14 protein-coding genes and 1 pseudogene are annotated in these 15,576 nt (G+C 69.3%); 11 read left to right on the top strand and 4 right to left on the bottom strand.

The window, feature by feature from the left end; translation table 11 throughout:
- The 6 genes and pseudogenes from OC490_RS48490 to OC490_RS48470 form a co-directional block, all read left to right on the top strand.
- A pseudogene (locus tag OC490_RS48490) lies at positions 1–158 on the top strand (sugar ABC transporter ATP-binding protein); the annotation flags it as partial.
- 89 nt (positions 159–247) lie between these two features.
- Positions 248–1,105, top strand: a complete 858-nt coding sequence (locus OC490_RS48485; protein ID WP_262064460.1) for a sugar phosphate isomerase/epimerase family protein — start codon at positions 248–250, stop codon at positions 1,103–1,105.
- Positions 1,106–1,109: 4 nt separating this feature from the next.
- The gene (locus OC490_RS48480; protein WP_262064459.1) at positions 1,110–1,391 is read left to right on the top strand and encodes a hypothetical protein; all 282 of its coding nucleotides are present in this window, start codon (positions 1,110–1,112) and stop codon (positions 1,389–1,391) included.
- Positions 1,388–1,858, top strand: coding sequence for a Gfo/Idh/MocA family oxidoreductase (locus OC490_RS49470; RefSeq protein WP_315986742.1), 471 nt, complete (start codon positions 1,388–1,390; stop codon positions 1,856–1,858). The genes OC490_RS48480 and OC490_RS49470 overlap by 4 nt, the downstream gene beginning before the upstream one ends.
- A complete protein-coding gene (locus OC490_RS49465; protein ID WP_315986741.1) occupies positions 1,836–2,585 on the top strand; it encodes a Gfo/Idh/MocA family oxidoreductase in 750 nt (249 codons plus the stop codon). The genes OC490_RS49470 and OC490_RS49465 overlap by 23 nt, the downstream gene beginning before the upstream one ends.
- 29 nt (positions 2,586–2,614) lie before the next feature.
- Positions 2,615–3,613, top strand: coding sequence for a sugar phosphate isomerase/epimerase family protein (locus tag OC490_RS48470; RefSeq protein ID WP_262064458.1), 999 nt, complete (start codon positions 2,615–2,617; stop codon positions 3,611–3,613).
- Positions 3,614–3,689: 76 nt separating this feature from the next.
- Here OC490_RS48470 and OC490_RS48465 read toward each other — a convergent pair whose 3' ends face one another.
- From OC490_RS48465 to OC490_RS48450, 4 genes are all read right to left on the bottom strand, one after another.
- Positions 3,690–5,024 (bottom strand): amidase, encoded by a 1,335-nt coding sequence (locus tag OC490_RS48465; RefSeq protein WP_262064461.1) that lies wholly within the window; start codon positions 5,022–5,024, stop codon positions 3,690–3,692.
- Positions 5,006–5,515, bottom strand: coding sequence for a hypothetical protein (locus tag OC490_RS48460; protein WP_262064457.1), 510 nt, complete (start codon positions 5,513–5,515; stop codon positions 5,006–5,008). Before OC490_RS48460 ends, OC490_RS48465 begins: the two co-directional genes overlap by 19 nt.
- A 12-nt stretch (positions 5,516–5,527) precedes the next feature.
- On the bottom strand, positions 5,528–5,875 hold the full coding sequence (locus OC490_RS48455) for an ArsR/SmtB family transcription factor (protein ID WP_262064456.1): 348 nt from the start codon (positions 5,873–5,875) through the stop codon (positions 5,528–5,530).
- 129 nt (positions 5,876–6,004) lie between these two features.
- Positions 6,005–8,119, bottom strand: coding sequence for an alpha-galactosidase (locus OC490_RS48450; protein ID WP_262064455.1), 2,115 nt, complete (start codon positions 8,117–8,119; stop codon positions 6,005–6,007).
- A 169-nt stretch (positions 8,120–8,288) separates the two neighbouring features.
- Between OC490_RS48450 and OC490_RS48445 the strand changes: the two genes are divergently transcribed.
- The 5 genes from OC490_RS48445 (at position 8,289) to OC490_RS48425 (ending at position 15,338) form a co-directional block, all read left to right on the top strand.
- The gene (locus tag OC490_RS48445; RefSeq protein WP_262064454.1) at positions 8,289–9,359 is read left to right on the top strand and encodes a LacI family DNA-binding transcriptional regulator; all 1,071 of its coding nucleotides are present in this window, start codon (positions 8,289–8,291) and stop codon (positions 9,357–9,359) included.
- Positions 9,360–9,470: 111 nt separating this feature from the next.
- Entirely contained in the window at positions 9,471–10,784 is a 1,314-nt protein-coding gene (locus tag OC490_RS48440) for an ABC transporter substrate-binding protein (RefSeq protein WP_262064453.1), read from the top strand.
- A gap of 75 nt (positions 10,785–10,859) precedes the next feature.
- Positions 10,860–11,825, top strand: a complete 966-nt coding sequence (locus OC490_RS48435; protein WP_262064452.1) for a carbohydrate ABC transporter permease — start codon at positions 10,860–10,862, stop codon at positions 11,823–11,825.
- Positions 11,822–12,676, top strand: coding sequence for a carbohydrate ABC transporter permease (locus tag OC490_RS48430; RefSeq protein WP_043662415.1), 855 nt, complete (start codon positions 11,822–11,824; stop codon positions 12,674–12,676). The genes OC490_RS48435 and OC490_RS48430 overlap by 4 nt, the downstream gene beginning before the upstream one ends.
- A gap of 97 nt (positions 12,677–12,773) precedes the next feature.
- Positions 12,774–15,338, top strand: coding sequence for a CBM35 domain-containing protein (locus tag OC490_RS48425; protein WP_262064451.1), 2,565 nt, complete (start codon positions 12,774–12,776; stop codon positions 15,336–15,338).
- Positions 15,339–15,576: the final 238 nt, after the last annotated feature.

The raw sequence follows: 15,576 nt of genomic DNA, 5'->3' as shown, positions 1-15,576 counted from the left end.
AACTCTCCGCCGAACGCAGCGAGATCACCCTGGAAGAGCTCACCAACCACATGGCCGGCGGCACCGAACTCGCCGCACTCAAGCACGAGTTGTCCCAGGTCCGCGGCCTCGACGTCGAAGAACTCCCCGACGAAGCGACCACGCTCAAAGTCGGCTGACGGCGACAGCGGGCAACTGCCCCACCCCGTGCGAGCGGACGGCGGCACCAGACGTACCCCCGCTCCCCTACACCCGAAGGCATTCCCTCATGAAGATCGCCCTCGACCCGTACATGATCCGTCATGTCCCGCTGCTCGAACTGCCCGGCGTGGTGGCCGAGTTGGGCTACGAGTGGATCGAGCTCTCACCCCGAGAGGATTTCATCCCCTTCTTCCGGCACCCCCGTGTGGACGACGCCACCGTGCGCAAGTTCCGCAAGGCGTTGGACGCGGCCGGCGTCGGGATCTCCTCCCTGCTCCCGCTGTTCCGCTGGTCCGGGCCCGACGAGGACGCCCGGCAGGCCGCCGTACGTTACTGGAAGCGGTCGATCCAGATCGCCGCCGAGCTGGGCGTGGACAGCATGATCTCGGAGTTCAACGGCCGGCCCGAGGAAGCGGACCGCAGCGAGGCCCAGTTCCGGAAGTCGATGGACGAACTCCTTCCCCTCTTCGAGCAGGAGGGCATCCGGCTGGCCCTGGAACCACACCCCGACGACTTCATCGAGGACGGCCACCAGGCGGTCGACTTCATCCGGGGCATCAACCACCCGAGCGTCAGCTTCCTCTACTGCGCACCGCACACCTTCCACATCGGTGACGACGCCCCCGGCATCATCCGGCACGCGGGCGATCTGCTCACCCATGTCCACCTGGCCGACGCCTTCGACCACAACGCGTCCTCCGGCAACCGCTACATCCTCAACCCGCCCGGCACCACCGCCCGGATCCACCAGCATCTCGACATGGGCGAGGGCGAGGTCGACTTCGGCGAGCTGTTCCAAGCCCTGCGGGACAACGACTTCGACGGCACCCTCACCGCGTGCGTCTTCGCCTGGGAGGAACGGGCCAAGGAGTCCTCGCTGTTCATGCGCGCGAACATCGACGAATACCTCGCCGCATCGTCGTAGCACCTTGTTCCTCTGGGATCCCCTCGAACTCACCGGCCGGACAAGCGTGTTCGCCTCGGACGCCGACTTCGCGCATCTGCCGAGCGCGTCGGAGGCCCTGGTCAGCAGTGCGAACGGTGGGACGTTCGCACTGCCCCCACCCGTACCGGGCGGAGCTCACTCTCCGCCCGGTACGGGCCCCAAAACGGTCGTCACCACCCGCCTGCCGCAGCCCTCCCGGCAGCGCTCGGCCGACTTCGACTTCCCCATCTCCAGCTGTCATCACGTCTCGAAGGACACCTCATGACCACGTCCGCCAAGCCCTTGTCCGTCGCGGTGATCGGAGCCGGTATGGCCGGCCGCAGCCACGCCGCCGGATACCGCAACGTCAACACCGTCTTCGGGGCGGGACTGCCGCCGGTCCGGCTGGCCGCGATAGCCGACGCCAACACCGCGCTCGCCGAGGACGCCGCCCGCCGTTACGGCTTCGAGAAGGCGTTGCCGAGTTGGGAGGCCGTCGCCGAGGACCCGACGATCGACGCCGTCAGCATCGTCGTGGGAAACGCGCTGCACCGGCCGATCGCCGAGGCGCTGGTCGCCGCCGGGAAGCACGTGCTGTGCGAGAAGCCGCTGGCCGGCTCGCTCGAAGACGCCCGTGCGATGGCCGAGTTGGAGCGGTCCGCCGATGTCGTGACCGCCGTCGGGTACACCTTCCGCCGCTCCCCCCGGCATCGCCGCGATCCGCGGCCATGTGCGGCGCGGGGAGCTGGGTGACCTCACCCTGTTCAGCGGACGCTACTGGTGCGACTACGCCACCGACCCCAGGGGGCCGCTGAGTTGGCGTTTCAAGGGCGGTGCCGGTTCCGGCGCGCTCGGCGACGTCGGCTCGCACGTCATCGACGCGGCCGAGTACGTCGCGGGGCCCATCGCCTCGGTCTCCGGTGCCACGCTGTCCACGCAGATCCCCAAGCGTCCGCTGCCCCTTGGCGCGGTCGTCGGGCACAATGCCGCTCCCGTCTCCGACGAGTTCGGTGAGGTGGAGAACGAGGACACCGCGTCCTTCACGGCCCGTTTCGAGTCCGGGCTCGTCGGCACCTTCTCCGTCACCCGTACCGGCTTCGGGCTGCCCAACGGGCTCGCCTTCGACGTCCTCGGGGTCGGCGGGCGGGCCGCGTTCGACCAGCACCGGCCGGCCGAGTACCTCTTCGACGACGCCCAGCCCGACGTCCGTACCCGCGGTGCCCGGCAGATCATCGCCGGGCCCCAACTGCCGTACTTCGCGGGCGGGGTGCCGATGGAGGCGCCGGGTGTGGGCGCGAGCAACGCCGACAACTTCACCTACCAGGCAAGGGCGTTCCTCGACCAGGTCGCGGGAGTCGCCGAACCGCTGCCTGCCTGCGCCTCGTTCGCCGAGGGACTGCGGACCATGGAGATCATCCGCGCGATCGTCGAGTCCTCGCAGGCAGGCGGCGCCGCCGTCACCGTCCCGCCCGCCGTCTGACCACCCGCACTCATCCAAGGAGCACCCGCATGTCCCTCAAGCTCGGCGCCTACACCGCCTGTCTGCACGACCGCCCCCTCGCCGAGGCCCTCGACATCCTCAAGGAGAACGGCCTGACCTCCGTCGAGATCAACACCGGCGGCTTCATCCCCTCCCCGCACTGCCCGGTCGACCTGCTGCTGTCCTCGGCGAGCGCGCGCGAGGAATACCTGGCGGCCTTCGCGGACCGCGGGATGGAGCTGACCGGCCTCAACTGCAACGGGAATCCGCTCAACCCGCTCCCCGGGGTCGGCCCGAAGCACGCGGACGACCTGCGCCGTACGATCCGCCTCGCGGGGCTGCTCGGGGTGCGGCACGTGGTCACCATGTCCGGCACTCCGGGCTCCGACCCCGACGCCAAGTACCCCTCCTGGGTGGTGAATCCATGGGACGGCGTCTACATGGACGTCCTCGACTACCAGTGGGAGGTGGCGGTCGGGTTCTGGAAGGAGATCGACGCACTGGCCCGCGAGAACGGCGTCCGGGTCGCCATCGAGATGCACCCGCACAACCTCGTCTTCTCCCCGGTCACCCTGAAGCGGCTCGTCGACGCGACCGGCGCGACCAACGTCGGTGCGGAGATGGACCCCTCGCACCTGATGTGGCAGGGCATGGGCATCGTCGCCTCGATCAAGTGGCTGGGCCCGCTGGTCTTCCACGCCGCCGCGAAGGACGCGACGCTCTGCCCCGGCGCCGACATCCGCGGCGTGCTCGACACATCGTTCACCCGCGTCCCCGCCGACGCACCCGACAAGGTGCCCACCGGCTACGGCTTCTGGTGCAACTCCTGGCCCGAGAACCCGGCGTGGAAGTTCGTCGCCGTCGGCGAAGGCCACGACGTCGCGTACTGGACGGAGTTCCTGCGCGCCCTCGCCGAGGTCGACCCGGACATGGCCGTCAACATCGAGCACGAGGACGCCGCGTACTCCCAGACCGAGGGCCTCGCCCTGGCCGCGAAGAACCTGCACGCTGCCGCAGCCGCTGTCTAGGACCTGTCCGGCGGATCCTGTCGCAGACGCGGGGTCCAGCGCGAACGCCCCGGCGTCAGCCAGGCCGGGGCTCCGTTCATGAACGGCTCCCGGCGACAGGAGGCGCCGGGAATCCGCCGACCGCCTGTTCGAAGGTGTGCGCGACGCGCAGCACAGTGTCGTCGTCGAAGCGCCTGCCGGTGATCATCAGGCCGGCCGGGACACCGTCGACCAGGTCGGTCGGCACGCTGCACGACGGATGGCCGGTCACATCGAAAGGTGCGGTGTTGCCGACCATCGACAGCGCGGTGTGCAGGTAGTCGGCCAGGGAGACGTCGGCGGGCGGGATCTCCTTGGCCGTGTAGGGGACCGTGGGCATGACGAGCACGTCGTACCGGGCCAGTGCCTCGTCGTAGGCCGCGCGGACCTGCGGCAGGAGGCGGCGGGCCATGCCGTAGTACTTCCCGCCCCCGGCCTCGTAGGTGTAACGGCCGGACAGCCCGACGAGTTTGACGGTCCTGGACAGCGTGGCGCCGCGGTCGATACGCCCCTGCGCGTAGTGGGCGATCAGCTCGGGGTCGTAGAAGTCCTCGGTGTTCATGCCGTAGGCGTTGCCGTCGAGCATCTGGTGGGCGGCGCCCTCGGTCGCGACCACGTTCCACACGTGCAGGGCGTCCAGGTGCCAGGAGATCGACACCTTCTCCACGGTGAGTCCGGCCGAGGCCAGTACATCGATGGCGGCGTGGACGGCGTCGTCGACGCCGGGATCCGACACCGGCGTACCGAAGCCTTCCGTGACAACGCCGACGCGCAGGCCGGAGGCCGGTTCGGTGAGCGCCGTCAGATAGTCCACCGGGTCGATCGCGTCGGGCTGGCGCGGGTCGAAGCCGTCCACGCCGGCCAGGACGCCCAGCATCGTGGCCGCGTCGGCGACGGTTCGGGTCATCGGTCCCACGTGGTCGATGGTCCGCTCGATGGGGAAGGCGCCGGTGTAGGGCACGAGGCCGTGGGTGGGTTCGTGTCCCACGATGCCGGTGAAGGCGGCCGGCAGGCGGATCGAGCCGCCCTGGTCGCCGCCGAGGGCGAGGTCCACCTCACCGGTCGCCACGAGCGCGGCGCTGCCGCTGGAGGAACCGCCCGTGTTGCGGCCCTCGTCCCACGGGTTGCGCACCGGCCCCGGGTGCGAGGTGAAACTGGCGCCCGAGAAACACAGGTCCTCGCACACCGACTTGCCCGCGATCGTCGCGCCGGCGTCGAGCAACCGCCGTACGACGGTGGCGTCTTGGCGTGGGACGAAGCTCTCGACCGTCCGCGAACCGTTCATCATCGGTACGCCCGCGACCGCGATGTTGTCCTTCACCGCGACCGTACGACCGGCCAGCGGGCCTTCGGCGGACTCGCTGACCGAGGTCTTCACATACCAGGCGCCCAGCGGGTTCTCGTCCGGAGCGGGCGAGGTCCAGGGACGGTCGGGGGCGGTGGGAGCCGTGCGCTCCGGTTCGGCGAGGAGCCCCGACCGGCTGGCAGGCCGCGGCGGCGCATCAGCCACTCCAGTCCGGCCTCGTCGAGTTCGGCGAACAGCCGGATCCTGGTCCCGCCGCGATCGGCGTCGAAACGCAGCTTGATACGGCCCCGCCAGGGCTGGTCGTGCACGATCTCGATACGGCCACCACGTCCGGCGGCATGGCCGTACCCGCTCGCGGACGACGGCGGCCGTGCCTCGGTGATCCGGCCGATGATCTCCACCACGTCGGCGACCGGGCCGCCGAGCGGAGCCCCCATCCGCACCACCGCGCCCGCCGTGACCCGGTCGCACACGGCGTCGAACACCCAGCCCGCGCCGGTGCCCGCACCGAACAGGGCGAACGTCGCGGCAGGCGACGCGTCGGTCCATTCCTCGGCGGGCAGCAGGAGTGCGGTCATCACGTCACCTCATCAGGCGGACCGGCTGTCCTTGTTCTCCCGGACTGCGGGGTCGGCCGTCGCGGCAGCACGCCCGGCCTCGGCGAGCGCTCCCTGGAACAACGCCTGCAGCGTCGCGATGACGTCACGTGCGGGACCGGCCGGATCGATCGAGTAGTGCCGGAACCGGCCCGCCTTGCGCTCGGTCACCAGGCCGGCGGCACGCAGCACACGCAGATGGCTGGAGACTCCCGTACGACCGATGCTGTTGATCTGCTCGGCGAGCTCGCCCACGGTGCACTCCTCGCGTTCGGCCAGCACGCCCAGGATCTGACGGCGTACGGGGTCGGCGAGCGCGTCGAAAGCCAGATCTGCGGGCACCTGTGATCGCCACCTCCATCGGTCAGCGACGGTTGACATGTTGCAGCGTAGTCCAGGGTGGCGGGCTGCGGTGAAAGGCCGGTTTCCCGCAGCCCTGCTTCCCGTCCGGACGGGAAGCAGCAAAAGACGTCATGCGTGGGAGACCGGGCTCAGCCTCAGGAGGACCGCGGTATTGGCACGAGGCAGGGACACCGTCAGCTTCCCGTCGACCGCGTTCCACTCCGCGGCGGCACCGACGGTCGCCGGATGCAGCACCGTGGTGCGGATGTGCGCGTCACGCAGGTGGGGGACGGTGAGGGTGCGGTCGGTTCCGCCGCCGCTGTCCGGCTCGCGTCTCCAGACCATCACATACGTGGACCGCTCCCCGCGCAGCCCGTGCGCGATCCACTCGTCGTCCCAGCCGGGGAGGCCCAGCGGCCAGAACGGGTGCGCGGCAGCGATCTCCGGCCTGATGTCCTTGTAGACGGAGAGCGCCGAGCGGACGAGGTCGAACTGCTCGTCGTCCATGAGGTTGAGGAAGCCGGAGAGGTGGATACGGCCGAGCAGCGCGCCGGTGAGGGTGAAGGCGATCTCGTCCAGGCTCTGGTCGGGCTGGGGGTAGGCCCACACGGCGGCCTGTTCCGGTGTCGCGGCGGTGGCTGCCGAGGCGGCGATGGGCGGGTAGCGCAGCGGGTCCTGCTGGTCGCTGGTGGACTGGATCTGGGCGACGGCGAGTTGGGCGTAGTCCATGCGCAGACCGCCCGATCCGCAGTTCTCCAGGACCAGTTGGGGATGACGGTCGAGGAGTCCGGCCAGCCAGTCGAGGTGGGCGCGGTGATGTCCCAGCAGTCCGGCGCCCGCGCTTTCCGAACCGTTCTCGGTTCCCGGGCCGATGTTGACGTTGTAGTCGAGCTTCAGATAGCCCACGCCCCACTCCCCGACCAGCCGGTCCACGACCTCGTCGAGGTGGGCGCGGGCGGCCGGGTGGCGCAGGTCCAGGTGGTGCCGTCCGTGTTCGGTGACGCGGACACCGCCGCGCCGGAAGAAGGCCTCGGGCGGCAGTGTGTCGGCCAACGGGCTGCGCACGCCCACGACTTCGGGTTCGAGCCACAGCCCCGGGGTCATGCCGTGCTTCGTGATGGCGTCCAGGACCTCCTGAATGCCACCCGGGAAGCGGTTGGGCGCGGCCTCCCACGCGCCGACGGAGTCCCACCAGCCCTGGGCGTCGTCGTCGTACCAGCCCGCGTCGATCACGAACACCTCGGCACCGGCACTCGCCGCCGCCTCCACCAGGGGCAGGAGCCGTTCGGTGGTGGGGTCGCCCATCAGGGTGTTCATGTAGTCGTTGTAGATCACCGGGAGTTGACGGTGGTCGGGGTGGTCGCGGCGGATGCCGCGGCGGTAATCCGTGAGCGCGGCGAAGGCGGCGTCCAGGCCACCGCTCTCCGTGCGGACCAGGACGGCCGGGACGGAGTGGAACTCCTCGCCGGGCGCGAGGAGTTGGTGCCACTGGTGGTGGGCGTCGTCGGGCCCGAACAGGGCGACGTAGGCGGCGCCTTCGCGCTCTCCGGTCTCGAAGCGCCAGCCCGCGCTGGACTCTATCTGCCACAGCCACGCCCCGCCGTCCCGGTCGGTGAGAGCACCCATCGCGAGGTGCCGGCCGGTGGACCAACTCCCTTGCGAGTAGCGCTCGAAGCAGCCGCGCCCCTCGTGGCCGTGGGCGGCCCGGGTCAGCGGCACGACCTGGTCGCGGAAGTCGGCCCGGCGCCAACGGCATTCGGCGAGCCAGTCGTTGTCCGCCCAGTGCAGGGTCAGCCCGTCGAGACCGGTGCCGGGGTCGGAGACACCACCGAGGGTCAGGGTCGTCACGCTCTCCAACCGGACCGGCTCGGCACCCTCGTTGACCAGCCGTACGCCCGCGCGCAGGAAGCCCGCGCCGGAGCCCGCGTCCAGGGTGACTTCGGCGGCGAGCCCGGTCGCCGGGTCCGCCAAACGGATCGTCGTACGCTCCAGGTTCCCGTCCCGCACGGTCTCGTGGTCGCGGTAGGTCATCCGTTCACCGATGGCCGTCTCGATGAAGCGCTCGCCCGACCACATGCGCCCGTGCCCGGTGGCCGTGACCTCGACGAGAGGCACCAGTTGGGCCCAGTCCTGATCGGGCCTTCCCAGCCGGACCGCTCCGGAGGCATCGACGACGGCGTGCAGCCCGAGCGCCGGATGCGACCAGACACGGGATCCCTCGACTGCTCCTACGACACTGGTCAACGCAATTTCCCCTTCTGGGACGGTTCGGTGCTGCGGGTCCCGTACGGGCACCGAGCTGGGGTTTCTCGTCCGGCGGGAGCGTTCGTACCGCTCGAGTCGGTGTGTTCGAAAGGTAAATCCCCAGTTACGGTCTCTTGACGCCCACGTTGTGACCGCTCACAATCCTCGCATGGATGTGACCGGTCACACAAGCTCCGGCGGCCACGGCGACCCCCCTCAGGGGCAGCAGAAAGCCGCCAGTATCCGCGACGTAGCCGCCGCGGCAGGCGTCTCCTACCAGACCGTTTCGCGGGTCATCAACGGCCACCCGAACGTCAAGGAGGAGACCCGCAAGCGGGTCGACGCCGCCATCCAGACCTTGGGATTCAGGCGCAACGCCACCGCGTTCGCCCTGGCCAGCGGGGTCACCCGGTCGGTCACGGTCATCACGTCGAACACCGTCCTCTACGGTTACGCAGCCACCCTGCAGGGCCTGGAGGAGGCGTCCCGCGCCGCCGGATACGCGCTCGGCGTACGGGTCGTCACTCCCGAGGACGATCTGGACCGTACGATCGCCGCGGCTGCCGACACCGGTGGCGGCGTGGTGGTCATCGGCTTCGACCGCCTCGGTGCCGCCGCTCTGGACCGCGTACCGGCGCATGTACCGTGCGCGGCGCTGGTCGAAGCGCCACCGCCGGGCCGGAAACCCAGCCGTCCGGCGGTGTGGGCCGACGACCGCGAGGCGGCCCGCACCGCCACCGAGCACCTGCTGGCGCTCGGGCACGCGAACGTCCACTATGTCGCGATCCCCGCCTCGACCGGAACCCGGCGCCTGGCGAGTCCCCGCGCCGAGGGCTGGCGGCAGGCACTGGAAGCGGCCGGCATCACCCCGCCCCCGCCGTCCGGCAAGGGCTGGGACGCCCAGGCCGGCTACGAGGCAGGGAAGAAGCTCGCCCGGAACAAGGACGTCACCGCGATCCTGTGCGGCAACGACGACCTGGCGCTGGGTGTGCTGCGGGCCCTGCATCACGCGGGCCGGCGGGTCCCGGACGACGTCAGCGTCATCGGCTTCGACGACGCACCGCACTCCGGTTTCGTCACCCCGTCCCTCACCACCGTCCGCATGGACTTCCACGGGCTGGGCCGCGCCGCATTCGGGCTGCTGCACGCCCAACTCGACACCGACCGGCGGGAACCCGCGCCGGTGCCGGCCGAACCCACCCTCGTCCTCCGGGAGAGCTCGGGGCCACGGGACGCATGAGCCGGACCGGACGTCCGACCTCGCCGTATCCGTTAGCCGTCTTCCCCGCAGTCATCGCACAGCTCCGCAGTACCGCCCCGCCTCCCTTCTGCGAACGATCAAGGATCCGCCATGAGAAGAGCCGTCTCCGTCCTTGCCACCGCCTGTGTCCTCGGACTGACCGCCACCGCGTGCAGTGACAGCACCGGTGCCACCACGGCCGCCGCACCCGAGGGCTCCGTCAACCCGACCGCCTCCCTCAAGGGCGTCAAGCTCACCATGTGGGTCGCCCAGAACAGCGTCTCGGAGCCCAAGCAGGCCATCGAGGCGTTCGAGAAGGCCACCGGCGCCAAGATCACCACCGAGGTCATACCCGACCCGTACGAGTCGAACGTCCCGACCAAGCTCGCCTCGGGCGTCAAGCCGGACCTGATGTTCTGGCAGCCCACGGGCAGCACCCTGCCGTTCGTCCAGCCGGCCAAGAACCTGCTGACCCTCGACAACGAGGACTGGGTCTCCAAGCTCGGCACCACGGAGAAGTCCCTCGGCCAGGTCGACGGTCACCGCTACGCGGCCATCGTCACCAGCCCCGCAGTCCTCGGCGTCTACTACAACAAGGACGTCTTCGCGAAGGCCGGCATCACCACCATGCCCGCCAGCTACGACGAGTTGCTCGCCGACGCCGCGAAGATCAAGTCGAAGGTCTCGGGCGTGGCCCCGTTCTTCGAGGTCGGCGGCGACAAGTGGCCGCTGCAGTGGCAGGTGCAGGCCCAGATGACGGACCTGCCGCAGTCCTTCTGGGACAACCTCAACAAGAACAAGGACAGTTGGACCAACAAGACCATCGTCGACGCGATCACCAAGTACAAGACGAAGGTCCTCGACGGCGGTCTGGCGCAGAAGAACTACAAGACGGCGACCTTCGTCGACCAGGGCAAGGCGATCATGGACGGCACCGCCGCAATGGCCGTCAACGTCACCGCGCTCCAGTCCGAGATCCAGGCCACCGCCAGCACGGCGGACATCGACAAGAAGCTCGGCTGGTTCCCCATCGCCAACAGCGCGGCGAAGGCCGAGTACTCGCCGGACCAGACGAACGGCGTCGTCGCCTTCAACACCGGTGACAGCAAGCGGCAGAACGCGGCCCGGCAGTTCATGTCCTTCTGGCTCGGCCCCAACTACCCGGCCTACATCAAGGCCAACAAGCTGGTGTCGGTCGAGCCTTCGGTGCCCAACCCCGACGGCCTCCCGCAGACCGCGATCGCCCAGGCCAAGGCCCTGTCCAGCGCCTCCGGCGTCTTCCAGGTCAAGGCCCTCACCGCCCCCGACATGCACCTCGCCCTCGCCGACATGATCTACGGCAAGAAGACCCCGCTCCAGGTCGCCCAGGCTGCCGAGGACCAGTTCAAGCAGGTCCTCAAGGCACGCGGCGTCGCCGGCTTCTGACCGGCGCCACCGAGCCAGCCCCTCCCCCGGGCCGCCCGTCGGCGGCGGACCCGGGGCCGTACCGGAGGTAAGAAAGTGGTGGACACCGCCACGATGGACGCCATCGACGCCACGCGCGCGAAGGACCGAGCCCAGGACGACGGCCAGGAACGGACGTCCCGTCGCACCCGCCCGCGCAGCAAGGCCAACCAGCCGTGGTGGTTCGCCCTGCCCGCGCTCGCCGTGTTCGGCGTGTTCTTCCTGCTGCCGAACCTGCTGAACTTCGTCTACCCGTTCACCGACTGGTCGGCGTTCCACTCGCAGATCGGCTTCGTGGGACTGTCGAACTTCAGCACCATCCTGCACGACGGGTCGATGGCCCGTGACATCCGCATCACCCTGGAGTACGCCGTCCTCGTGGCCGTCTTCCAGAACGGCTTCGGTCTGGCCCTGGCCCTGCTGCTGGAGCGCGACACCCGTTTCAACCGCTTCTTCCGCGCGGTCTTCTTCCTCCCGGTACTGATCTCCGCGCTCGCCGTCGGCTACATCTTCCGCGCCCTGCTCGCCCAGGACGGCGCGCTCAACAGCGTGCTGTCCTCGCTCGCCGGACACCACGTCGACACCCCCTGGCTCGGCTCGACCACCTGGACGCTGGTCGTGGTGACCCTGATCCACGGCTGGAAGTGGATGGGCCTGGCCATGCTGATCTACCTGGCGGGTCTGAAGAGCATGCCGGGTGACGTCCTGGAGGCGGCCAGGATCGACGGGGCCGGCTGGTGGCGCACCTTCTGGTCGGTCAGGTTCCCGCTGCTCGCGCCCGCCGTCACCTTCAACGTGACGACCGCGCTGATCGGCTCCATGAACACCTTCGACATCGTGCAGGCGACCACCGGAGGCGGTCCTGGCAGCGAGACCGAGGTCTTCAACATCTACATGTTCCGCATCTTCGGCCAGGGCCTGTACGCGCAGGCGTCCGCGATGAGCCTGGTGCTCTTCCTCATCGTCGTCGTCCTCGCCGTGCCCGTCATCGTCGGCCTGCGCCGCAGGGAGAACAACCAGTGACCACCGTTACCGCGTTCGCCCCCGCGCACCGGCGCCCGTTGCGCTGGGTCCAGCCACTCGTCGTCCTGATCGTCGCCGGCGTCACCATCGGCATCCCGCTGTGGCTCGTCGCGGTCACCTCCTTCAAACCGCAGGCCGAGGCGATCAAGCCCAACCTCTCCCTGCCCCACCACGTCCAGGCCGCTGCCAACTACAAGCAGAGCTTCGACGAGGGCAAGATCGTCCAGGGCTTCGTCAACAGCCTCCTCGTCGTCGCCCCGTCCGTCGTCCTCGTGCTGCTCCTCGGGGCAGGCGCGGCTTGGGTGTTCGCCCGCCGCAAGGGCCGCCTGGTCAACACCCTGTACGCGCTCAGCATCAGTGGACTGCTGCTCCCTCCGGCAGTCATCACCATCGTCATGGAACTGCGCCAACTCGGCCTGGCCGGCACCCGCCCCGGCATGATCGGCGTCTACGCCGGGATGTACCTCTCCACCTCGATCTTCTTCATGACCGGTTTCATCCGCGCCCTCCCCGAGGAGCTGGAGGAGGCCGCCCGCATGGACGGCGCGGGCCCGGTCCGGGTCTTCTTCCGCATCATCCTGCCGCTCCTGCGCCCGGTCATCGCCACCGCCACGATCATGGTGATGCTCTACGCCTGGAGCGACATCTTCTACGCCTTCTTCGTCCTCGGCGGCGGCGACAAGGCCACCCTGCCGCTCAACCTCTACCAGGTCGCCAACGCCCAGCTGTACCTGAACAACTGGCACCTGATCTTCGCCTACGTCGTGATGATGAGCCTCCCCATGGTCCTCGTCTTCGTCATAGCGCAGCGCCGCATCGTCTCCGGCATCACGAGCGGCGCCGTCAAGTAGGCCAAGCAGCCCCGGGGTTCGGCCTGTTGAGCCGCCCCGGTCACCCGCGAAGTACCCCGACAGCCTCCCGCAACGCCGCGGGAGGAGGAGGACAGCCATGCCTCGAACAGCCCGCAGACCCCGCTCCGTCCGTGCCCTCATGGGTGCGACGGTGGCGACCGCCGCCCTCCTGGGCACGGCGCTCGCCGTCCCCGCCGCACAGGCGGCCACCCCGCAACTGACCGTCGACCTCGGCACCACCACCGGCGCGGTCATGCACGGAGCCAACGGCGCCCTGTACGGCCTCAGCGACGACGGCGTGCCCGGCGACAACATCGTCACGCCCCTGCACATGACGTCCATCGCGCAGAAGGCACCCGACGGCGCCCAGCACCCGAACGGCGACGCGCTGGTCGTCCAGCCGGAGTTCGCCCGCGGTGGCGGCGGCGACAACCTCATCTACATGCAGGACATCTACGCGTCGTGGCCGTACGAGAACCTCGGCCTGACGGACTACCTGTCCAAGGTCACCACGATGGTCACCAAGGTCGCGGCCCGCTCCGACGCGAGTACGTTCGTGTGGGTGCCGTTCAACGAGCCGGACGGCAACTGGTACACGGGGCTGGGCAGTTCGACCACGTCGACGTACAACAGCGCGCTCGCGAGCTTCGAGAGCGACTGGACGACGGTCTACAACAAGATCCGCTCGATCATCCCGAACGCACGCATCGCGGGCCCCAACGAGACGCACTACGACGCCCGTCTGATGGGCGACTTCTACCCGTGGGCCAAGGCCAACAACGTCCTTCCGGACATGACCACTTGGCACGAGCTGGACCCCACGTCGCTGTCCAACTTCGAGGGAAACCTGGCCGCCTACCGGACCATCGAGACCAACGCGGGCATCAGCCCGCGCCCGGTCAACATCAACGAGTACGGTGACCGCCGCGACCTCTCGGTGCCGGGCCAGATGGTCCAGTGGATGTCCATGTTCGAGCGGAACAAGGTCTACGCCGACCAGGCATACTGGGACATCGCGGGGAACCTGGACGGCAACGTCAGCCAGACCAACATCCCCAACGGCGACTGGTGGCTGCTGCGTTGGTACGCGGGCCTGACCGGCCAGACGACCAAGGTGACCCCGCCCCAGTCCAACGTCATCGACACACTCCAGGGCATCGCGTCCCTCGACACCGGCCGCAAGCAGGCCCAGGTCCTCCTCGGCGGCGGCACCTCCGGCTCGGCGAACACGGTCGTCCAGCACATACCGTCGTCGTTCGGCAGCACCGTCAACGTCTCGGTGGAGCGCACCGCTTGGAGCGGCTACGAGGGCGCCGGCCCCGCGCCCACAGTGCTCGCCCGCAGCACCTACACGGTCGCCTCGGACGGCAGCATCACCGTCCCGCTGACCAACCTCGACCCCATGTCGGCCTACCGGATCGTCGTCAACCCGGCCGGCACCGGCACACCCACCGCGGCGAGCACGCCGTGGTCGGCGTCGTACGAGGCCGAGAACGCGACCATCACCAGCGGCACCGTCTACACCCAGGGCAGCGTCACCAACGCCTACGGGTACGCCACTTCGGGCACCAAGGACGTCGGCAGCCTGAACCAGACGGGCAGCAAGGTCGCCTTCACCGTCACCGCCCCGACCACCGGCACGTACAACGTCAACGTCTTCTACGGCAACCAGTCCGGCGGCCCGGCGACCCAGACCCTCACGGTCGACGGCGGCTCGTCCCAGACGGTCACCTACTCGCCGACGCTGAACTGGACCTACCGCTCGACCGCCAGTGCCTCGGTGTCCCTGACGGCGGGCACGCACACGATCGCCTTGGCCAAGGGGACCAACGAGGTCACCCTCGACAAGATCGACCTCACCGCGGCCTCCACCGCCGACACTTCATACCCGGCCACATACGCCGACATCACCGGCTCGCCGACCTACAACTACACAGCCTCCGGTACGACGGGAGCGGGCGCCCTGGCCCTGACCTCGGGCACCTCGGCCGCCTTCGACGTCTACGCGCCGACCGATGGCTACTACACCGTCCACACCGACTACTCCTCCAACGGCTCCGGCACCCTCGCCCTGGACGGCGCCACCGCCGTCACGCTGGCCTCCACGAGCGGAACGCTCACCGACAAGAGCTCGCGGCTGTACCTCTCTGCGGGCAACAACCGCATCACGGCGGCGACTTCGGGCTCGACCACGCTGACCGTGCGCGACCTGCGTGTGTCCGCGAGCGCCGACACCACGGGCGTCTCCGCGTACGAGGCCGAGAGCGCGACCCTCGCCGGAACCGCCGTCGCCACCTCGGACACCTGGGCCTCCGGCGGCAAGTACGTCGGCTACATCGGCAACGGCTCGGCGAACACCCTCACCTTCCAGGTGAGCGCGGCAAGTGCCGGGCGGTACGTCATGAACGTCCGCTACGCCAACAACCAGGTCTCCGGCTCCGGGAACTACAACACCAACGTCGTCTCCCGGGCGGCCCAGATCTCCGTCAACGGCGGCACGGCGCAGACCGCCATGTTCCGCAACAACTACAGCTGGTCCACGTACTGGGACCTCCCCGTCCCGGTCACCCTCACCGCCGGCACCAACACGATCAGCTTCGCCAACGCGAGCGCCTACGCACCCAACATCGACCGCATCACCGTCGCGCCGGTCTCCGGCTGACAACCAACTCCGGTCGGGACCCGGGCACTTGCACCGGGCCCCGACCGGGGGTTCCATCCCCCAGATTTCCTCTCCACTTCATCCAGCACATCCGGCTCATCGAACAACGACTGAAATACCGAACAGAAGGGCGGCCCGGTGGCGAACGCCGAGAACAGCGAACACACCCATCCCGACACATACGTCATCGGAGTCGACTACGGCACGTTGTCCGGGCGGGCTGTGGTGGTCCGGGTGG

The organism is Streptomyces sp. STR69 (assembly GCF_024519455.1).
In the GTDB taxonomy this organism is placed as follows: domain Bacteria; phylum Actinomycetota; class Actinomycetes; order Streptomycetales; family Streptomycetaceae; genus Streptomyces.
Note: the sequence above shows the minus strand (reverse complement) of the source record. Positions and strands in the feature narration are given on the sequence as shown.